The sequence below is a fragment of the Nostoc sp. genome (assembly GCF_036917395.1).
Taxonomy (GTDB): domain Bacteria; phylum Cyanobacteriota; class Cyanobacteriia; order Cyanobacteriales; family Nostocaceae; genus Nostoc.
This window is the reverse complement of sequence record NZ_JBALDI010000026.1, coordinates 24,159-43,819: the sequence shown is the minus strand read 5'-3', so window position 1 is coordinate 43,819 and position 19,661 is coordinate 24,159. Positions and strand designations below refer to the sequence as shown.

Genomic DNA, 19,661 nt, shown 5'->3' with positions numbered 1-19,661 from the left:
TGACCTCTGCGCCTCTGTGGTTCGATTTTCCGTTAGCTGTGCGTAAGTCCTGTGGATAACAAAGTTCACAGTAAACCTCTTGCATAAATCAATAATAAAGAACCCCACCCTGCATTTGAGTAAAGCAAACGCTCCTCTTTCCGATGCTTTGGCTATCCATTAGTCACACCTTTAAAAGGAGGATCGAGGATAAAATAATGATTAATAAATACGTAGAAACTGGGTGGACGATTATCGAATAATATTGGCTTGGTGTTTTCCAAAAATATAGTCGCTTTGCCCAAAATCTGCTGTGCAAAACTGGTGCGATGCCCTACGGCAGGCTACGCCTACACTAGAAAATAAAATGCACAGGCGTAGATCATCGTAGACATTGCCCTAGAGATAACCTAATTGGTTCTTTTGCCTGGGCTACCAGTTGGATTTGAAACTTGGTACTTTTGTATAACCCGCTCAATCTGCCAAGTTACCCCGTTTATTCTGTATTTAACCTTATCAAAATCAATATTCGCCCAGATATAGGCTTTGTCAAGTCTTTCTTGCTTATTATTCATATATTGCTTTTATTGTCAAGATATTTTTTATATCTATACAATATAGTGATATTAATTTATAAACCACTTTCTCTAGACGTATAAGTAAATATGCTTAATATTTCCTTAAGGTTTTATCTGCTAGCAATTTAATCAAACAGTGTAGGGGCGCACAGCTAGCTGTGCGCCCCTACACCGGATTACTATCTACTGAAAGAGACGCAACATTTCGCGCCTCTAACAACCAAAATCTAAATTCTAAGTCTTAGCTTAAATCTTTGTTTGTAGATATTGCACCAATTGCGGTGCTTGCATCACCCCTTCTATCCGCTCCACAGGCTGACCCTGCTTAAATAGTACTAGAGTTGGTAGAGCGGAAATTTCATACTTACTGGCCAAATCTGTGTACTTTTCTGTATCTATTTTGACAATCTGCAAGCGATCCTTGAGTTGGGCATTGACTTGCTCTAAAATTGGCACCATCATTTGACATGGCCCACACCAGTCAGCGTAAAAATCTACTAATACAGGTACATCAGAAGCAGACAGCATCTCTTCAAAACTGTTAAATTGCTTTTTAGTTGCCATATGACACACACCGATTTTCAATTGTTTGTTTCAATGGTAATTCTTAGAAAATAAAATCGGTATAGATTCATAAGTTTTTGTTGGGAGAGGATTAGATTAATCAATATAGACTGATTTTCCAGCCAAAAATCTTAAATAATTATAATAAAATTCACATATTATTTGCGTTTGTGAATATGCATTAGATATGTATTTAAACCTATCGTGACCAACCAAATAATTATACAGGCGTTCACCAGAGTGATGTTTACGACGGGTGTAGCTGCAACACTTCCTAGTTTATCCGATCAGACGATGTTTACGACTGGCTATGACGCTCGTTCGCGCCAGCGTGCCGTAGGCAAGACTCGCTAACGCAACTCTTAGAGACGCTGCGCGAACGCTATCGGTGTTGCAACTACAATTAAATCAACAATATATGGCTTTAAGTTATTCATCTATTAACAGACAAATAACTATAGATATTTAATTCTAGTAAAACGTTAATTCGTGTTCATCGAGTTATATCTAGCTAAAAATGACATAGAACTTTATCTATTTATTATCTATTAACTATCTCAATTGCATCATGCTAGCAAGATTGTCACCCCGCAAGAGTTAGATTTTATCCAGACAATATTCAGATGTTCCCCAAATCACCATAAGATAATTAGCGCGGTATTTCTAAGATTGAGGAACATTAAATGACACTATTACAAGATAAAGTCGCAATTGTCACAGGTGCTTCACGAGGAATTGGCCGAGCGATCGCAATTGAATTAGCCTCACAAGGAGCGATCGCAATTATCAATTATACCAGTTCGAGTGCAGCTGCCGAGGCAGTTGTTACAGAAATTACAGATGCGGGAGGTCAGGCGATCGCTATCCAAGCTGACGTTTCTAAAATCGAGCAAGTAGACGCACTAGTTAACACTGTCATCGAAAAGTTCAGCCGTGTGGATATCTTAGTCAACAACGCAGGTATTAACCGCGACACCCTGCTGTTGCGTTTGAAGCCAGAAGATTGGCAAGCTGTGATAGACCTTAACCTAACTGGTGTTTTCTTATGTACACGCACTGTCAGTAAAATCATGCTCAAACAGCGATCGGGGCGAATTATCAACATTACCTCCGTTGCTGGGCAAATTGGCAACCCAGGTCAGTCAAACTATAGTGCCGCCAAAGCAGGTGTAATCGGCTTCACTAAAAGCGTTGCCAAAGAACTTGCTACTCGCGGCATCACTGTTAACGCTGTCGCCCCTGGATTCATCATCACCGACATGACCAGTAATCTCAACAACTCCGAAGATATTCTGAAATACATTCCACTCGGTCGCTTCGGTCAGCCCGAAGAAGTTGCTGGGATGGTGCGCTTCCTCGCTGCCGATACCGCCGCCGCCTACATCACCGGGCAAGTCTTTAATGTCGATGGCGGTATGGTGATGGCCTAAGTAGAGACGCGATTCATCGCGTCTACAGCAATTTTTGTAGAGTGTGTTACGCTTTCGGCGTAACGCACCGATTTGATTTCAGGTAATTCACTCTTCTAAATTAAGTTTTCAACTTCTAAATCGAGTTTTCAACTTCTAAATCAAGTTTTCAACTTCTAAATCGAGTTTTCAACTTCTAAATTAAGTTTTCAACTTCTAAATCGAGTTTTCAACTTCTAAATTAAGTTTTCAACTTCTAAATTAAGTTTTCAACTTCTAAATTAAGTTTTCAACTTCTAAATTAACTTCACGCCTGGTAAACCTCTTATTATAGCGGTTCTCATTTATGTGAGGTACACCCGTAGGGGCACGGCAATGCCGTGCCCCTACACCTCGCTATATCATGCTGTACCGCATCTGAATAGGAACCGCTATATCAACGAATTTTAGCAAATATACCCGTATTTATCCTCTATGCTAATCTTAATACTCCAAAGCTTGTGTAACTTTTCCATTGGTAAAATATCTTGACCATGCTGAGAATAAACCAGAGTAGGGCTAGCATTGCAATGCCCACCCTACAAGCAACTAAGGGTGTTGGCGTATCCTTTGCCAGACAGTAAAGCCTAAAAGAATGATAATGCTACTGGCGGTAGTCAGGATCACAGCCAAACTCATACCTTGTATTCTCATCGCCAACAAGTTGAAAACTAAGGTAATTGACCAAAGCGTGAATGCAGCATGGCGCTGGGAGAGTCCCCAAGCAAGTAAGCTGTGGTGCAGGTGGTCTTTGCCAGGAGTACTCAGAGGGTTATTTCCTGCTAGTAGCCGCCGCACAAATACTTGAGTGGTGTCTAGCACTGGTAATAACAGAAATAAAACTGTAGGAATCAGCGCATAAACTGTGTTTTGTTGCAGTTTGCCTAAAATACTAGTTGCTGCCAGCACATAGCCGAAAAAGTATGCTCCAGCATCACCCATAATAATTCGTGATGGATGGAAGTTATGGCGCAAAAAGCCTAGTGCTGCACCCCCCAAGGCTGCGAGTACCAGGATTGCCGCCGCCCGATTGTTAAATTGGGCTGCAACCCCCAACAAACTCATGGCGGTAATAAAGCTGATTCCTCCTGCCAAGCCATCCATACCATCCATCAAGTTGATGGCGTTAGTAATTCCTACTACCCATAGTACTGTTAGCGACATGGACAGGAGCGAGTCGATGGGTGTGCCAAATAGAACTTTGACGCTGATACCATTAGCGACTAGCAACAGGGCCGTGACAATTTGCGCCCACAATCGAACAGAGGGCGGTAAGCCGAACTGATCATCGATAAAGCCCACAAGAACTAATATCGAACCCCCCAAAAGAATAGTCAGCACCTGAGCCAATACGTTCTGGAGTTCGATCGGTCGTAAAAGGCTAGCTAATACCAGCGCGGCAATCACACCCGCGTAGATAGCCAGCCCCCCTGCATTGGGTAAAGGTTCTCGGTTGAGTCGCCGGGCGTTAGGTTGGTCAGCCCAACCTACGCGCAAAGCGAATTTGCGGATTGTCGGAATTAAACGCCAAGTTACAAGACAAGCCAAGAGGAACGTAAATACTACTGCCAACCAGCCGGTGCCGCTAGGGTCGGCAATACCAAGGGACTTAAGGGAGTTGTCTAGATTCATCTCCCAATCAAGCATTACTGCCAGCATCTAATATGAGCATCACCTGTATATTAATCAATTTTTTTTATTTCCATTTGTAAGTTGAGCCAGTTGGGAGATTAGCACTCTTGCGCTGTGAGTGCTAAATTGTCTAATGGAAGCGCTAAAGAAATAAAACATGGCGAAAATTATTGCATTTGACGAGGAATCTCGGCGATCTCTAGAAAGGGGTGTTAACGCCCTTGCGGATGCCGTAAAAATCACCTTGGGGCCCAAAGGTCGCAATGTCCTTTTAGAGAAAAAATTTGGCGCACCCCAAATTGTCAATGATGGTATCACTGTTGCGAAGGAAATTGAATTAGAAGATCCTTTGGAAAATACTGGTGCAAGACTCATCCAGGAAGTAGCCTCAAAAACTAAAGATGTGGCTGGGGATGGCACCACTACTGCCACAGTTTTGGCCCAAGCCTTGATTCGGGAAGGTTTGAAGAACGTCGCGGCAGGTAGTAACCCAGTTAGCTTGAAGCGCGGGATCGACAAAACTATTGAAGCACTGGTAAAAGAAATTGCCAAGATAGCCAAGCCAGTAGAAGGAAGTGCGATCGCTCAAGTTGCCACTGTCTCAGCTGGTAATGATGAAGAAGTTGGCGAAATGCTAGCCCAAGCAATGGAAAAAGTCACCAAAGATGGTGTAATTACCGTTGAAGAATCTAAATCTCTCACAACTGAACTAGAAGTAGTTGAGGGGATGCAGATTGACAGAGGCTATATTTCTCCCTACTTCGTCACCAACAATGAGCGGCAAATCGTAGAATTTGAAAACGCCCGGATCTTGGTTACTGACAAAAAAATCAGCAGCATCCAGGATTTAGTACCGGTGTTGGAAAAAGTCGCCCGTTCTGGTCAGCCCTTGCTGATCATCGCTGAAGATGTTGAAGGTGATGCTTTGGCAACTTTGGTAGTGAACAAAGCGCGGGGTGTACTTGCTGTGGCTGCAATCAAAGCACCTGGCTTTGGCGATCGCCGCAAAGCTTTGTTAGAAGATATTGCTATTCTCACCGATGGACAGTTGATTTCTGAAGAAATCGGCTTAAGTTTGGATACCGCTTCTCTAGAAGCGCTGGGAACTGCTCGCAAAATCACCATTGACAAAGAAAGCACCACGATTGTAGCTGGCAGTGTTACCAAGCCAGAGGTGCAAAAGCGGATTGGTCAAATTCGCAGGCAGTTGGAAGAAACTGATTCTGACTACGATCAAGAAAAACTGCAAGAACGGATCGCCAAACTCGCTGGCGGTGTGGCAGTGATTAAAGTGGGTGCGGCAACCGAAACCGAACTCAAAGACCGTAAACTGCGGATTGAAGACGCGCTCAACGCTACTAAAGCCGCCGTGGAAGAAGGTATTGTTCCTGGTGGTGGAACGACCCTAATTCACTTAGCCAAGACGGTAGAAGCGATTAAAAACAGTCTAGAAGACGAAGAAGAAAAAATTGGGGCTGATATTGTCGGACGAGCGCTAGAAGCCCCCTTGCGCCAAATAGCAGAGAACGCTGGTGCTGAAGGTTCTGTGATCGTTGCTAGAGTCCGCGATGGCGAATTCAACATTGGCTACAACGCTGCTACCGGCGAATTTGAAGACTTGATCGCTGCTGGCATTATCGACCCTGCCAAAGTCGTGCGTTCAGCTTTGCAAAACGCTGGTTCGATTGCTGGCTTGGTCTTAACCACCGAAGCGATCGTTGTTGAAAAGCCGGAGAAGAAATCCGCTGCTGCTGCCCCTGACATGGGCGGTATGGGCGGTATGGGCGGCATGGGTGGCATGGGTGGCATGGGTGGCATGGGCGGCATGGGCGGCATGTTCTAACTTCTGCTCACCCAGATAAATATTTTTTAAGCAGTTTGTCTTAATTAAGGCAAACTGTTTTTTATAGCATTGCTGATTTAAAGGCGATATGTTATCTGTATTGCTGGGAAGTCGCTGGGCATAAATAAATATAATTATCAGGGTTGCTTAATCTCAAAATAACTGTCTTTGGATTAATTTTTGTAAAATTCCTAGCAAAAGCGGAAATAAATCATAACGCTTCTTCTATAACTGGTCAGTTATTTTTACGACTGACAAATAATTAATAACTATTAGGTAATATCTAATGGCACGAAAACTGCGCCGCCCTTCCAAAATAGTAACTAGGCCATATGAAGATGAGTTCTATCATCAACCAGGGACTCTACCTGGAACCATTTTTATCGATGCAGATGCTCCGCCACCAATAATTTTCTTGATTGACTATAACCAAACCAATTTCATCCGTGAGCAAATAGCAACCCCAGAGGAGTGTGTTCCATATCTAGAAATGGAATCTATTTCTTGGGTAGACGTACAAGGTTTAGGCAGTCAAGATATATTACAACGATTGGGTAAGGTTTTTGAGTTACCTCCTCTAGTTTTAGAAGATATAGTTAATGTACCAGAGCGTCCCAAAACAGAGGATTATGAAGACCAATTGCTATTCATTGCCCGCATGGTAGTAGCAAAGGAAAAAACATGTGGTTTTTACAGCGAGCAAGTGAGTTTGATATTAGGTAAAAATTATTTGCTGACAGTACAAGAAGAACCAGAACATGATTGTTTTGAAGGAGTGCGATCGCGAATTGAAAAAAACAAAGGTACTATTCGCAAACAGGGAGCCGATTATTTAGCTTACGCCGTGTTAGATGCGATTATTGATGGTTTTTTCCCAGTGCTAGAGCTTTATGGTGAGCGAATCGAAGAGTTAGAAGAGGAGGTGATAGTCAGACCTACCCCACAAACACTACAACATATTTATCAAATTAGGCGAGAATTACTGCAACTGCGTCGTGCTATCTGGCCCCAGCGAGATGCAATTAATTCTTTGATTCGAGATGGCAGTGATTTGATTGGTGAGGAAGTGCGAATCTACTTGCGAGACTGTTATGACCATACAGTGCAAGTGATGGACATGGTAGAAACTTACCGAGAACTAGCATCTGGATTAATGGATGTGTACCTTTCAGCAGTGAGTAATAAAATGAATGAAATCATGAAGGTACTAACGATAGTTTCAACAATTTTTATTCCACTGACTTTTATTGCCGGAGTATATGGGATGAATTTCAGTACTGAAAAATCGCCATATAATATGCCTGAATTGAATTGGTATTGGGGCTATCCACTTTGCTTGGCAGTAATGGCTGCGATCGCACTTGGTTTGCTATTCTTTTTTTGGCAACGAGGCTGGCTGCAAAATTCTGTAACAATGAAGCGTAATTAATAATTGCAGATGGACGATGAGTCAAATATACATTTATTAGCACCGAGAGTTGAGATTTTTAAGTTATGAGGAGTAACGACCAAAATTTAGTAGTTTTGACAATTTATATTATTGGTGTTTCCTATGTTTTTAACCGCATGGTTGAATCCATTGATGACCAAGTTAAATATGAGTTTAAGAAAGGAACCGTTGAGGAGCAACTGAAAGAACACAATCTCGACGATAAAATTGGGATTTCCTTTAAACTCAAATCCTCATACCCAATTGATGAACTGAAAGATTTAGGAATTAGCATTGAAAATAAATCTGATAATGTTGCCGTATACGTTGACTGGGACAATAGTTCTTTGGTAGTTGAACATAGCAAGCAATCGCGCCGCGTGATTCGGAAATCACCAGACTTAACCCGCGACTTAGCTGTGCCTCAAAGTCCTAGCCTGATTGCCCCAAAAAAAACACTCTCTGAAACGGTGACAGCAGAAGATGTTTTTGAGCGCGACCAAGTAGCTGGAACCTATTCAGCAAAAAAACCACTAATTGATATTAACGGGCTGCAAAAAGGGCAAAAAAAATTGTACAACGACTTTATTAACGGAAGAAAGGAGTTGGACTTTTCCCTGCAACTGGTGCTTAGGATATCTGAAGTGCGTTTAGGTCTAGCCCCAGGTCGTGATTTTCCTGCCATTAGTATTATCAATTGTCCTTTCACAGTCAGAAAACTACCTTGGACTTACGCTCTACCTTGGAATAAAAAGAAGTAATACTAACCAGACAGACTATGCCATCCAAGATTACACTGGAGCTAGGGAGAGAGTAGGCGCAGGCGGTTGCAGATCAGTCATAGTCACTGGTTTGAGGAAAGTCCGGACTCCCGAAAGACCAAACTTGCTGGATAACGTCCAGTGCGAGCGATCGTGAGGATAGTGCCACAGAAAGATACCGCCAATGAATTAGGGAATAGGGAATAGGGAATAGGGAAAAGGGAAAGAAAAACCCCACTCCCCACTCCCCACTCCCCACTCCCCAATCTTTGGTAAGGGTGCAAAGGTGCGGTAAGAGCGCACCAGCAGTATCGAGAGGTGCTGGCTCGGTAAACCCCGGTTGGGAGCAAGGCGATAGGAACTACGGTTGGTCTTTTACCAGTTCCGCTCAATGAGAGCCGCTAGAGGCGTTTGGTAACAAGCGTCCCAGATAGATAACTGCCCTCGCAAGAGAACAGAACCCGGCTTATGTCCTGCTCTCTCCTCTGCAATGGAGTATAAACCTTTCATGGTTTGTACTCTATTATTATTTTGTACGGATTTTTTGCGTAAGCGTTCGCGTAGCATCTCGTAGAGAAGTTCGTCGTAGACATCGCTAATTGTTCATTTAGAGCATTCCCAGTATCTCTAATGCTGTATCCAGATGCCATTTAACCCGATATAGTCCAAACAGCTTCTCTTGACTGTACCGTGCTGGGTACTCTAGCTTCCTTCCCTCCATCGTCACCTTGAGCAATGCTGACTGCTCCGGTGTAGGTGTTCCCATAGCCTCTAGCGTTGCTTCTAGCACTTGTACTTGAGAGAGCAAAGTAGCGAAAAGTTGCTAAAGTAATAGTCCAAGAACTTTAGGGATATAAAATAGATAGCTAGTTGCCTTCCCCTGCCCCCTGCCCCTTGTCATGTAATGCCCCTTGCCTATCCACGCCGTCAGCGGCAACTCGAAAGTTTAGTCCAAAAATTAGGTTTGTCGCTAGAAGCACCTATAAAGTGGGAACTGCTGGATTTAGCGCTAACTCATCCCACTGTCTCTGATTCGGCAAATTATGAACAGCTGGAGTTTGTTGGGGATGCGGTGGTGCGGCTGGTGTCGGCTGTTGTGTTATGGGAAAATTATCCCGATTGTCCAGTAGGGGATTTTGCGGCAATTCGTTCGGTATTGGTGAGCGATCGCATCCTCGCCCAATTGGCAAGAGTTTATGGTTTGGAGTTATACTTACTAGTTGCTGGTAGTGCTACTGCTGATAAAGTTGGTCTAGAGTCACGACTGGCAGATGCTTTTGAAGCAGTTTTGGGTGCGCTTTACTTAAGCACTCAAAATCTGGAACTAATCCGCTCTTGGTTAGATCCCCACTTCCAACAACTAACGACAGAAATTCGCCTCGATCCAGCCAGACTTAATTACAAAGCTGCTCTCCAAGAATGGACTCAGGCACAATTTAAAGTTTTACCAGAGTATCGGGTTGTGGAAGTCAGTCAACCGTACCGCAATCAAGAACGTTTCATGGCTGAAGTGTGGCTGCACGGAAATAAGCTAGGAGTTGGTAAGGGACGCTCGATCAAAACTGCTGAACAAGCCGCAGCTAAGGTAGCTTTTTTAGCAATTCCTAATCCGGAAAAACTCTGAGCTTAAAAGACGGGTGATTAGCGGATAATCAGTTGATTGTCATTTGTCCTTCGTCCTTTCAATACAAATGACAAATAACTAATGACAAACCAAATTAAAATTGCTGTTATCGGAGTCGGGCGTTGGGGAGTGCATCTGCTGCGGAATTTCTTAGCACATCCTCAAGTAGATGTAGTTGCTGTAGTAGACCCCCATATAGAACGATTAGCGGCGGTAAAGCAGCAGTTTAATTTAGATAAGAATGTAGTATTAACAAGCGAATGGCAAGATTTAAAGCAAGTGCCAGGGTTGACAGGGGTGGCGATCGCTACTCCAGCTACCACCCACTATGCTTTAATTAAAGACGCTCTCCAACAGGGATACCATGTTTTAGCTGAAAAACCCCTAACTCTCATTCCAGCAGAATGTCGGGAACTTTGCCAGTTGGCACAACAGCGTCATTTAATACTCATGGTTGACCATACCTATTTATTTCATCCAGCAGTTGAGCGAGGAAAAACTGTAGTACAAGCGGGTAAATTAGGTGATTTACGCTATGGCTACGCCACCCGCACCCATTTAGGGCCTGTCCGGCAAGATGTTGATGCGCTGTGGGACTTAGCTATTCACGATATTGCTATCTTTAACGCTTGGCTGGGTCAGATCCCTGTGAAAGTACAAGCAACGGGTACAGTGTGGCTACAGGGGCAAGCCAATAGGGAAATTACCTACTCTCCATCCCAAGGTTTAGCTGATCTAGTATGGCTAACACTGACATACCCAGATGGCTTTCAAGCTTATATTCATCTGTGCTGGCTGAATACCGATAAGCAGCGACGGCTGGGGATTGTAGGTAGCCTTGGTAGTTTGATTTTTGATGAAATGTCGCGATCGTCACCTCTAACGCTGCTACATGGGGAGTTTGAACAGCAGGGCAATCAATTTATTCCGGTAAATCAAAGGCAGGTAGTGTTGGAATTAGAGCCAGGTGAACCATTGGAGCGAGTTTGCTCCGGCTTTGTTGTCTCTATCCTCAACAATACTCCCTCAGAGGTTTCCTCTGGCTGGGTAGGCACACAGTTAGTAGAAATTCTAGCTGCACTAACAGTATCTCTTGGACAAGGCGGCAAACCTGTTTTTCTTAATAAGCGCTCTCAACTGTAATTTTCGGTTACAGCTATTTTCAAGTAAATAGACCACGCGGTAGGGCCACAGCATTGCTCATTGGTGTCAACTTAAGCTCAAAGTGGTGTTAAGGACTTTTGCAAGAAGTCTAATCACTATATCCAGCACTGTTGCATCTTTTACCAACAGCTTGAGAACTAATTCGGGGTGAAGCGATAGTCCTACAGAGTATCGGTTGTGGAAGTCAATTTTAAATTTTGAATCAAAATGTAGCAAAGATTACCTTTCCAAAGTCCCATTCACACAAACTCCTCGTTTTGGAAGACTTACCAAGATAGTTTGCTGCGGCGAAAGACTAATCTCATAAGTCTCGTTCCCAAGTAACACCTGGAACTTCGGGGACTTCTCCTTGTCTACAACTGCTTTCACAGACTTGTTGATCCCCAAAGAGGAACTTCCCCCAGACTCCTGTAGGCTAGGGTAGTGGCTTGCTTTTGCCTCCTCATTCCTAGAGGAAAATCCCAGATCCCCTACATTTCCTTCTTTCTTTAGAACAGGTAACAGCGAGATATCAATCAAAGGTAAGGTAATTTTCAGTGTCGTACCTTGATGAAGTCCCACACTCTCAAGAGTAATGCTGCCTCCCATGAGTTCGATTAAGTTTCGTGAAATTGCTAGTCCTAGCCCAGTACCTTCAAACTGACGTGCGGTTGTGCCATTCACCATTACAAACGGGCGAAATAGTTTGTGCTGTTGAGTTGGATCAATACCTATCCCTGTATCTTTGACTATCACCACCACCTGAGATTTACCAGTACTATATTGAATTTCTGTAGCAATAGTGATGCTTCCTGTGTCGGTGAACTTAGTGGCGTTGCCAATAACATTAATCAGCACCTGCTTCAGTTTCGCTGCGTCTGCCTTAATTGGTATCGGTTTAGGATCTAACTCGCATTTTAATTGCAAGCCCTTTTGTTGAACATTAACTGATTGTAAATTAATCACCTCTAATAATATTTGTCGGAGGTCAAGAGGTGTGGTGACTACAGAAAGCTTACCTGCTTCGATTTTAGAAATGTCGAGTAAATCATTAATAATACTTAGCAAATGAATCGTTGTTTCATCGGCACGTTTGAGGAAGTCCATTTCTTCTTCCCGGCTATCACATAATCCATCTTCAACCACGCGAATGCAGTTAATAATAGTATGTAATGGGTTTCTCAATTCATGAGAAGTCGTAGCCAAAAACTGGCTTTTAATTTGGTTAGCGCTTTTTGCTTCTTTCCAAGCTATTTCTAGTTCTTCTGCGCCAGCTTTTAGCCGTTCTACCATTTGGTCTAATGCTTGGGCCAGTTGATTGAATTCCCGAATTTGAAAATTGTGCGGAACTGGTTGTGCGGCGTGGTGAGAGTGAATATTGAGAGCGTAGTCTCGCAATTCTTCTACAGGACGTGCCAAGTAAGGAGCTAAATATAGGGATGCTAACAAAGTTGTACCAATCAAACCAACTGTCAAAACAATGAGAATTAGTTTGATTTCCTCTAAACCAAAAAGCGCATTATCGACACTAGTAATAGCTAAGACTATCCATTTTTGCTGCGGCTGTTGGGTGAGAGGATTTACAATAGCCGTATAGCCAGCGACTAATTCTTTCCCCTTTGTAAAAGACAAATTTATCGAATCGTTTTGTCCTGCAATTGCATTTTTAATTATGCTCTTGAGTTGGGAAGCATTTGGGTGCTGATTGATATTAGTTCCCACCCAGTCTGCAAATGGGTGCGCCAAAATTGTCCCGTCTTCAGCAATCACTACCATAGCGCCTGTGAGCGATCCCGGCGGATTTTTGATTTGTTGGTACAATGCAGACTGAATACTTAAGCTGTAAACTAAATTTCTTCGGCTATCAGAGACTGGTGCAGATAACACTAATCGCAGTTGATTTTGGATGTTTCTTTTTCCAGTTCTTCCTGTGTTTAGCGGAAAGATTGCTTTAACATCAATTCCGTTACTAGGCAAAGGTAATCTCAATTCTCCAATTGCTTGCTCCCCACAGCTACTAGCAATTATTTTCTGGTTTAGGAGATTCGTTAATTGGATGCACTCAATACTGGCTGGAAGTTGTTGCCTTAACTGCGTGAGAATTTCTTGCTCTTGTATAGGCGAACCCGACGGAATCATCGTTGTTTTACTTACACTCAGCAAATTAGCTTTTAAGATAGCGATCGCATCTCCAATTCTCTCCCCTTTACTGATAGCGCTTTCTGTTAAATTTTGACGTGCAGTTCCCAATATGCTAGAACGTGCCTTATTCAAGGCAACAATCTCGCCTATAAGTAAAACTGGAACGAACAGCAGCAGTATTCTCGTTACTAAAATTCGACGAAAGGAAGATTGGCGGGAATTAGTCATCGAGTGTCTCACTTTGCATCTGCAAAACACAACAGCAAAGATATGTAATTAGACTACCTAGATGAGACATTTTATTAAATTATCAGAATTTTATTTTCAATGTTTAAAAATAACAAATTGCTATAATTCAAAAAGAAACGTGGGATACCAAAACTCATATATGCTAGAAGATGTAAAAGCGCTTTATGTTGCATATAAATACAGTGTTGAAATTGTAAAACGGTAGCTTGCAAGCATGGATTTTTTTGAGAATCTACACACGAGCAAAGAAAATATTCAAACTATCAAATCAATCTAATGTTGCAAGATCGTCCTCATACTACAGTTGTTTTAGCAATGAGTGCAGATGGCAAGATAGCGGATTTTAGGCGATCGCCTGCTCGGTTTGGCTCAAAGGTTGATAAAGCACACTTAGAAAAACAAATCGCTGCCTCTGATGCGGTTTTATTCGGTGCTGGTACTCTGAACGCCTACGGAACAACACTTCCTGTATCAAATCCAACTTTAGTGGAACTTCGGGCACAAGCAGGGAAGCCTCCGCAGCCAGTTTATATAGTGACTACACACTCTGCAAACCTCAATCCGGAAATTCGCTTTTTTAAGCAACCAGTTAGACGCTGGTTACTCACGACAACATCAGGAGCACTTTCATGGAAAGGATGCTTAGAGACAATTTCCTCAACTCTGGGAACTGGAGCACAGGAGTGCCCTCCAGAATTTGAGCAGATTCTGGTTTTTGAAACACCAACGGGAGAGATTGACATTCCCGCAACTTTGAAGCATCTAGCCACTCTACATATAACACGCTTGGCGGTCTTGGGTGGAGGTGAATTAGTAGCTTCCTTGCTGGGATTAGATTTAATCGATGAATTATGGCTAACTATCTGCCCACTGATTTTAGGTGGTAATACCGCACCCACACCCGTCGATGGGAAAGGATTTTTATCGGATTTAGCTCCCAAGTTGCAACTTTTAGAAGTTCATACAGTTGAGCAAGAAGTGTTTTTGCACTATCGCCTGCAACGACCAGCAGATTAGATTACGCTAAGTAAAGTTATTGATCATTGGGCATTGGACAATTCAATTTTAGATTTTGGATTTTAGATTTTGGATTAAATTTCAATTCTTTAATCCAAAATCTAAAATCTAAAATTCTTCCTCCCCTGCCTTTTACTGCTCCCTAATCCCTACTCCTCTAAAAAAAGCCAGACAATGGTGAAACAACTTAAGCCTCGCTATTCTGTTGTTTGGACGAACAAAATTGCTGAAGTACCCCAAGATGCCTGGAATGCTTTGGCAATGCCACTCAAAACGCCGTTTTTAGAATGGGAGTGGCTAAACAATATCGAAACCTCCCATAGTGCTACAGCTAAAACTGGTTGGTTGCCAAATCACTTGACATTGTGGCGAGATAGAACGCTGATTGCCGCTGCGCCACTTTATCTCAAAGGACATAGTTCTGGTGAATTTATTTTCGATCACCAATGGGCAGAGTTAGCCGATCGCATCGGAGTCCGATATTATCCAAAATTGCTGGGAATGACACCATTTACTCCCGCTGAAGGCTATCGGTTCTTAATTGCCCCAGGAGAAGATGAGGATGAAATCACAGCGATGATGGTGCATGAAATTGACACTTTTTGCTCCAAAAATCGAATTTCTGGGTGTCATTTTCTCTACGTCGATCCCCAATGGCGTCCGATGCTGGAACGGCATGGCTTTACAACATGGCTGCACCACAGCTATGTCTGGGAAAATGCTGGTTTTAAAACTTTTGATGACTACTTGAAAGTTTTCAACGCCAATCAGCGCCGCAATATCAAGCGGGAACGCAAAGCTGTGGAGAAAGCAGGTTTACGATTGCAAGCGTTAACTGGTGATGAAATTCCTCAGTCTTTATTTCCTTTGATGTACCAGTTCTATGCTGACACCTGTGATAAGTTTGGCTGGTGGGGTAGCAAGTATCTCACACAGCGGTTTTTTGAGCAGCTGAACACCGATTATCGCCATCGAGTCTTGTTTATTGCTGCATATAGCGAGCAAGATAACTCTCATCCTTTAGGAATGTCCTTTTGTTTGTTTAAAGGTGACAAACTCTATGGACGCTATTGGGGGAGTTTCCAAGAAATAGATTGCTTACATTTTGATGCTTGCTATTATACGCCGATTGAGTGGGCGATCGCTAACGGCATCGAAATTTTTGACCCTGGTGCAGGTGGACGCCACAAAAAACGGCGCGGTTTCCCCGCTATGCCTAATCACAGCCTGCACCGCTTTTACAATAATCGTTTAGGACAAATTTTACTTCCCTATATTAAGGAAGTGAATCAACTCGAACAGCAGGAGATTGAGGCAATTAATGCAGAGTTGCCATTTAGTGAGAAAGGTGGTTGAGGAAAAGGAACTATTTTCGTAGCAGAGTTTGCCGAATAATTAAGCTTTACTCGGCAAACAGATGCTTGCTTACCTTTTTTCACAATTGTGACATTCATTTAGAGGTGAGTATATAGTTTTTTCTAACTATGGCTTCAAGAAATTTTTGTATAAATATTGTTGCGGACTATTCTAAAATAAAAGTATAATTTATAACAAAAAAAATAATTTACTTTTAAGTAAAAAGAATCACAAATATATTAAAGATATAAAGAATGCTAAGTAAGATAGGAATTACACTTAATATAGGTGTAAAAATCTTGAAGAAAGAAATTTGCTTTTTAGAGTGCTTATGGATTTAATAGTTGAAGATTTAGCTGCAATTGATGATAAACTTTCCCAACGTCATATTGACCTTGATCCCGGTGGATATTTCATTATTTACTTGGATCGAGACGCAAGGTTAATTTATGCCAAGCATTTCACAAATGTGATTGATGAGCGTGGTTTAGCTGTCGATCCAGAAACGGGAAAGGTAATTCCGGCGCGAGAAAAGGTAGAACGAACTCACACCACGGTTTTTAGCGCGAGGACGGCGAAAGAACTTTGCGTGAAAATCTTTGAAGAAACTCAGCCCCCTCCTGTAACTCAATTAAATCATGCAGCTTATTTGGGTCGAGAATTTGTTCGGGCTGAGGTGGCTTTAGTCACAGAGCAAGAGTATGTTCAAGATTAAGTTAAAAGTTAAGAGTTAGAAGTTAAGAGTTAAGAGTTAGAAATTCATAACTCCTAACTCCTAACTCCACTTTAAATTTTCCCATTACCCATCAGATGATGGCTGATTTATCTGATAGATATAGTAAGTCGCCATTGGGATAACGGTAGCGGCAATTAACAATCCTACTACCCAAGCAGTAGCGTTACCTTGGTCAGTTTCTTCTGCTTTCTTGAAGGTGCCTTCTACCTGTACATTGTCAATTATTTCGGGTGGCCCTGGATCGGCTTTCCCAGAGAGGACGGCAACAAGGCGATCGCTTGCATCTATAAATGCCTGATTGTATTTGTTACCATTGCGTAACGGCACACTTACTGTTTCAGTAGCTACACTCTCGGCAATAGAGTCTGTGAGTAAAGGCTTAACTTGATCCCCAGTAATAATCGCAGTACCATTAGTAACTGTATCAATAACCAATAAGGTTTGATTAGCTTGGGCTGATTTTGTGGGAAACCATTTTTTAAACAACTCTTTGGTGAAGCTTTCCGGTGTTTCACCGTAGTCAAGGCGGCGAACAGTAACTATTCTGACTTCCTTATCTGTTTGCTTTGCCAAATCTTTGAAAGCGCTGCTAATCTTACCTTCATTCAGACGGCTGATGACTTCACCTTGATCTAAAACCCAGGTGTCATTCCCTGCTGTGAGGTTGGATATTTTATCCACACCTGTAGCTAAAGCAGGTGCGGCAAACAGCGAAGCTGCTATAATAACCGTCACCAAAGGTAGAATTAGCCGGATGAGGTGTTTTTGACTGCTAAATAATTGTTTAATAAGCTGTTTCATCGTATGAATCCTAAGACAGACTTGCACCAAAAATACTATAGAACCACTGTAAAAATCACCTCATTCCCAGTTTTCTCCAGTATGAAGTTTCTGCTACTGCCAGTAGATATATATTTTAAGGGATTTTTTGATTGTACAAATTTGTTCTGATCGCGGCTGCAAGCATTAACCTGACAAGAAATACTGCCCATTTTGGGAATTAACCCAAATACTTAGGGCGGAATTTGCAAACCATTTTGAAACTATATCGTATAATCAATATTTTTGGCAGCATCAAGGATATTTTTTTATATCTGCAAGTAGCTTTTCCTGCTGTACCCATCGATGGGCGATATCTGCATTTTTCTAATATTTTAGCTAAACCTATATCAATATAATATTTACATGACCATAATTTTAACTAACGACGACGGCATTGACGCTCCCGGTATAAAAGCGCTAATCAAAGCTGTGAATGGCAAAAATGTTATTATTGCTGCTCCTGCTGATCATCAGTCTGGCTGTGGACATCAAGTTACTACCACTCGTGCTATTAACCTCCGGCGACGTTCTGAGACTGAATATGCGATCGCAGGCACTCCCGCAGATTGTGTGAGAATCGCTCTAACACAAATTAACGCAGATGTCAAATTTGTGCTTTCAGGTATCAATGCTGGGGGCAACTTGGGAGTCGATAGCTACATTTCTGGCACAGTGGCTGCTGTGCGGGAAGCCGCAATGCACGGTATTCCTGGAGTTGCCATTTCCCACTATCGCAAAGCCAAGCAGAATTTTGATTGGGATATGGCTGCCAAATTGACAGCTGAAGTTTTAGCGGACTTACTCAAGCGTCCCTTAGAACCGGGAAGCTTCTGGAATGTGAATTTGCCACATTTGCAACCAGGAGAACCACATCCTGATGTGGTGTTTTGCCAAGCTTGTACCAAACCTTTGCCTGTCAACTATCGAATAGAAGGCGATGATTTTTATTATGTAGGAGAATATGGCAAACGCGATCGCACTCCGGGTAGCGATGTGGATGTATGTTTTTCTGGCAATATCGCAGTAACTCAGTTAAAGGTTTGACATTTAGTTAACAGTGACGATTGAATCCCTTCGGCTTGGTGCAGCCACTCATGGGGAGCGACTCTTGTTACAACTGGTGTGGAAGCCCCCAGACGCTTTCTACCAGACCAAGGCGTAGCAAGATCGCTATAGGAGTACGAAGACTCGATTTAGCTGCGCTATGCACGGCACATCGTCTCACGCCACTTGCTCAATTGGAACCACCAAGGGGTAGTTCCCCAGATACCAAAGGGAGAGGTTAACTTCTGCCGTAGGATGCCTGGTCGCGTAGCGTCTCCTGTCTTGAGAAGCGCTGTAGGAGAAGACTGTGCTGCTTCACTAAAACCCAAAATTGCTATTAGTCATCCAATGCTTGAATTAAGGACATAAACCGATCTAGAGTTTGTGTCAGTTGGTTGAGTTTTTGCAGTGAATCATGGTGAGATTCTGCAAGAGTCTGTACAGCATCACACAACGCGATAATTTGGTAGCCTTGCTGTTGCACCTGCTGTCCCTGTGCTTCAACTTGGATGCTGAGAGTCTCCAATCTTTCTGCAAGACGCTCAATTGTCTCAGTCGTAGAAAGTACTGCTTCCCCTATTTGCTCAACAATAGATTCCAAGCGATTTATTTTTACTTCGACTCCTGCTGAAATCATTTCTTTATACCCTAATTTTGAAAGAGCATCTTAGTACAATTCTTAATACCAATTGAAATAATTAATTTCAGTACAAATATTAAATAACACTGTGATTCCGATAATATGTATGCTTTTGTTCTTTGATGCTTTTACCCAATGTTGTGTTTAGCTACTTATACGTAATTAATTGATGACAATTCTTAATCAAGTTTCTTGCTCCTGGTTGACTGACAAAAATTCTCAAAGTCTTGTCCCTTCGCTTTCGTCCCGCTTGGGAATCAATTCCCAAGCTAATAGCTCAAGTCTACTAAAGTAGACTTGATATGCTTTTGGGTTCATTTTAATGGACTTGAGCTATGAGCAATCAATTTATTGCAGGGCGGGTTAGAGTGCAACGCATTCATATTTGTCAGTTAACAAGTTTTTAACCACATATCTAAAATGATTAGTCACCCCTCCCAAGATATAGTTAAGAAAAATCAGCTTCAATTTATCCAAAATTGTGCTAACCAAAAACTTAACGAAGATTAAGTAAATGAATGGTTAAAATGGATACTTTTAATTAAACTAGGTTTTTAGTCTAATTAAGTCTCAGTAATTATACCCTTGTTACTTAACATTTAGCTCGACTAATTCACTAAACATTAGTAACAAACATTTTACTAAGTGTCATTT

The 19,661-nt window shown here is 42.3% G+C and carries 19 protein-coding genes and 1 other RNA gene; 12 read left to right on the top strand and 8 right to left on the bottom strand.

The window, feature by feature from the left end:
* Positions 1-389: 389 nt before the first annotated feature.
* Positions 390-554 (bottom strand): hypothetical protein, encoded by a 165-nt coding sequence (locus V7K46_RS10625; protein ID WP_335112814.1) that lies wholly within the window; start codon positions 552-554, stop codon positions 390-392.
* A 249-nt stretch (positions 555-803) separates the two neighbouring features.
* Positions 804-1,121 (bottom strand): thioredoxin, encoded by a 318-nt coding sequence (gene trxA / locus V7K46_RS10620; RefSeq protein ID WP_273765569.1) that lies wholly within the window; start codon positions 1,119-1,121, stop codon positions 804-806.
* A 204-nt stretch (positions 1,122-1,325) separates the two neighbouring features.
* On the opposite strand from trxA, the gene V7K46_RS10615 reads away from it, so the two are divergent.
* Both V7K46_RS10615 and fabG read left to right on the top strand, forming a co-directional pair.
* A complete protein-coding gene (locus V7K46_RS10615) occupies positions 1,326-1,475 on the top strand; it encodes a hypothetical protein (RefSeq protein WP_335112811.1) in 150 nt (49 codons plus the stop codon).
* A gap of 329 nt (positions 1,476-1,804) precedes the next feature.
* Positions 1,805-2,551: a 3-oxoacyl-[acyl-carrier-protein] reductase gene (gene fabG / locus V7K46_RS10610; RefSeq protein ID WP_335112809.1), complete on the top strand. Its 747-nt coding sequence runs from the start codon at positions 1,805-1,807 to the stop codon at positions 2,549-2,551.
* Between the two features lie 567 nt (positions 2,552-3,118).
* Here fabG and V7K46_RS10605 read toward each other — a convergent pair.
* On the bottom strand, positions 3,119-4,201 hold the full coding sequence (locus V7K46_RS10605) for an MraY family glycosyltransferase (protein ID WP_335112859.1): 1,083 nt from the start codon (positions 4,199-4,201) through the stop codon (positions 3,119-3,121).
* A gap of 157 nt (positions 4,202-4,358) precedes the next feature.
* On the opposite strand from V7K46_RS10605, the gene groL reads away from it, so the two are divergent.
* The 4 genes from groL to rnpB all read left to right on the top strand — a co-directional run bounded on the left by groL (position 4,359) and on the right by rnpB (position 8,718).
* A complete protein-coding gene (groL, locus tag V7K46_RS10600) occupies positions 4,359-6,044 on the top strand; it encodes a chaperonin GroEL (protein WP_335112807.1) in 1,686 nt (561 codons plus the stop codon).
* 286 nt (positions 6,045-6,330) lie between these two features.
* Complete coding sequence (gene corA / locus V7K46_RS10595) at positions 6,331-7,473, top strand: magnesium/cobalt transporter CorA (protein ID WP_335112805.1); 1,143 nt, start codon at positions 6,331-6,333, stop codon at positions 7,471-7,473.
* A gap of 65 nt (positions 7,474-7,538) precedes the next feature.
* On the top strand, positions 7,539-8,234 hold the full coding sequence (locus V7K46_RS10590) for a hypothetical protein (protein WP_298912189.1): 696 nt from the start codon (positions 7,539-7,541) through the stop codon (positions 8,232-8,234).
* A 49-nt stretch (positions 8,235-8,283) separates the two neighbouring features.
* Positions 8,284-8,718, top strand: an RNA gene (rnpB, locus tag V7K46_RS10585) — RNase P RNA component class A.
* Positions 8,719-8,841: 123 nt separating this feature from the next.
* On the opposite strand, the gene V7K46_RS10580 is transcribed toward rnpB, so the two are convergent.
* Positions 8,842-9,042 (bottom strand): hypothetical protein, encoded by a 201-nt coding sequence (locus tag V7K46_RS10580; RefSeq protein ID WP_335112803.1) that lies wholly within the window; start codon positions 9,040-9,042, stop codon positions 8,842-8,844.
* Between the two features lie 96 nt (positions 9,043-9,138).
* On the opposite strand from V7K46_RS10580, the gene rnc reads away from it, so the two are divergent.
* A complete protein-coding gene (gene rnc, locus V7K46_RS10575) occupies positions 9,139-9,858 on the top strand; it encodes a ribonuclease III (RefSeq protein ID WP_335112801.1) in 720 nt (239 codons plus the stop codon).
* Positions 9,859-9,939: 81 nt separating this feature from the next.
* Positions 9,940-11,001, top strand: coding sequence for a Gfo/Idh/MocA family protein (locus V7K46_RS10570; RefSeq protein ID WP_335112799.1), 1,062 nt, complete (start codon positions 9,940-9,942; stop codon positions 10,999-11,001).
* A gap of 240 nt (positions 11,002-11,241) precedes the next feature.
* Here V7K46_RS10570 and V7K46_RS10565 read toward each other — a convergent pair whose 3' ends face one another.
* A complete protein-coding gene (locus V7K46_RS10565; protein ID WP_335112797.1) occupies positions 11,242-13,371 on the bottom strand; it encodes an ATP-binding protein in 2,130 nt (709 codons plus the stop codon).
* A gap of 297 nt (positions 13,372-13,668) precedes the next feature.
* Here V7K46_RS10565 and V7K46_RS10560 point away from each other — a divergent pair, with 297 nt between their 5' ends.
* The 3 genes from V7K46_RS10560 to V7K46_RS10550 all read left to right on the top strand — a co-directional run bounded on the left by V7K46_RS10560 (position 13,669) and on the right by V7K46_RS10550 (position 16,480).
* Positions 13,669-14,409: a RibD family protein gene (locus V7K46_RS10560; RefSeq protein WP_335112795.1), complete on the top strand. Its 741-nt coding sequence runs from the start codon at positions 13,669-13,671 to the stop codon at positions 14,407-14,409.
* A gap of 174 nt (positions 14,410-14,583) precedes the next feature.
* Positions 14,584-15,765: a GNAT family N-acetyltransferase gene (locus V7K46_RS10555; protein ID WP_335112793.1), complete on the top strand. Its 1,182-nt coding sequence runs from the start codon at positions 14,584-14,586 to the stop codon at positions 15,763-15,765.
* A gap of 331 nt (positions 15,766-16,096) precedes the next feature.
* Entirely contained in the window at positions 16,097-16,480 is a 384-nt protein-coding gene (locus tag V7K46_RS10550; RefSeq protein WP_335112791.1) for a DUF4346 domain-containing protein, read from the top strand.
* An 84-nt stretch (positions 16,481-16,564) separates the two neighbouring features.
* Here V7K46_RS10550 and psb32 read toward each other — a convergent pair whose 3' ends face one another.
* Positions 16,565-17,302, bottom strand: coding sequence for a photosystem II repair protein Psb32 (psb32, locus tag V7K46_RS10545; protein ID WP_335112789.1), 738 nt, complete (start codon positions 17,300-17,302; stop codon positions 16,565-16,567).
* A 384-nt stretch (positions 17,303-17,686) separates the two neighbouring features.
* On the opposite strand from psb32, the gene surE reads away from it, so the two are divergent.
* Entirely contained in the window at positions 17,687-18,367 is a 681-nt protein-coding gene (surE, locus tag V7K46_RS10540; RefSeq protein WP_335112787.1) for a 5'/3'-nucleotidase SurE, read from the top strand.
* A 158-nt stretch (positions 18,368-18,525) separates the two neighbouring features.
* On the opposite strand, the gene V7K46_RS10535 is transcribed toward surE, so the two are convergent.
* On the bottom strand, positions 18,526-18,696 hold the full coding sequence (locus tag V7K46_RS10535) for a hypothetical protein (RefSeq protein ID WP_335112785.1): 171 nt from the start codon (positions 18,694-18,696) through the stop codon (positions 18,526-18,528).
* 8 nt (positions 18,697-18,704) lie between these two features.
* The gene (locus tag V7K46_RS10530; protein WP_298921502.1) at positions 18,705-19,004 is read right to left on the bottom strand and encodes a hypothetical protein; all 300 of its coding nucleotides are present in this window, start codon (positions 19,002-19,004) and stop codon (positions 18,705-18,707) included.
* Positions 19,005-19,661 lie beyond the last annotated feature (657 nt).

Excerpts from the sequence above, each read along its gene's own strand:
- V7K46_RS10625 (WP_335112814.1), bottom strand. The coding sequence starts at position 554 with ATGAATAATAAGCAAGAAAGACTTGACAAAGCCTATATCTGGGCGAAT.
- trxA (WP_273765569.1), bottom strand. The coding sequence starts at position 1,121 with ATGGCAACTAAAAAGCAATTTAACAGTTTTGAAGAGATGCTGTCTGCT.
- fabG (WP_335112809.1), top strand. The coding sequence starts at position 1,805 with ATGACACTATTACAAGATAAAGTCGCAATTGTCACAGGTGCTTCACGA.
- V7K46_RS10605 (WP_335112859.1), bottom strand. The coding sequence starts at position 4,201 with ATGAATCTAGACAACTCCCTTAAGTCCCTTGGTATTGCCGACCCTAGC.
- groL (WP_335112807.1), top strand. The coding sequence starts at position 4,359 with ATGGCGAAAATTATTGCATTTGACGAGGAATCTCGGCGATCTCTAGAA.
- corA (WP_335112805.1), top strand. The coding sequence starts at position 6,331 with ATGGCACGAAAACTGCGCCGCCCTTCCAAAATAGTAACTAGGCCATAT.
- V7K46_RS10590 (WP_298912189.1), top strand. The coding sequence starts at position 7,539 with ATGAGGAGTAACGACCAAAATTTAGTAGTTTTGACAATTTATATTATT.
- rnc (WP_335112801.1), top strand. The coding sequence starts at position 9,139 with ATGCCCCTTGCCTATCCACGCCGTCAGCGGCAACTCGAAAGTTTAGTC.
- V7K46_RS10570 (WP_335112799.1), top strand. The coding sequence starts at position 9,940 with ATGACAAACCAAATTAAAATTGCTGTTATCGGAGTCGGGCGTTGGGGA.
- V7K46_RS10565 (WP_335112797.1), bottom strand. The coding sequence starts at position 13,371 with ATGACTAATTCCCGCCAATCTTCCTTTCGTCGAATTTTAGTAACGAGA.
- V7K46_RS10560 (WP_335112795.1), top strand. The coding sequence starts at position 13,669 with ATGTTGCAAGATCGTCCTCATACTACAGTTGTTTTAGCAATGAGTGCA.
- V7K46_RS10555 (WP_335112793.1), top strand. The coding sequence starts at position 14,584 with ATGGTGAAACAACTTAAGCCTCGCTATTCTGTTGTTTGGACGAACAAA.
- V7K46_RS10550 (WP_335112791.1), top strand. The coding sequence starts at position 16,097 with ATGGATTTAATAGTTGAAGATTTAGCTGCAATTGATGATAAACTTTCC.
- psb32 (WP_335112789.1), bottom strand. The coding sequence starts at position 17,302 with ATGAAACAGCTTATTAAACAATTATTTAGCAGTCAAAAACACCTCATC.
- surE (WP_335112787.1), top strand. The coding sequence starts at position 17,687 with ATGACCATAATTTTAACTAACGACGACGGCATTGACGCTCCCGGTATA.
- V7K46_RS10530 (WP_298921502.1), bottom strand. The coding sequence starts at position 19,004 with ATGATTTCAGCAGGAGTCGAAGTAAAAATAAATCGCTTGGAATCTATT.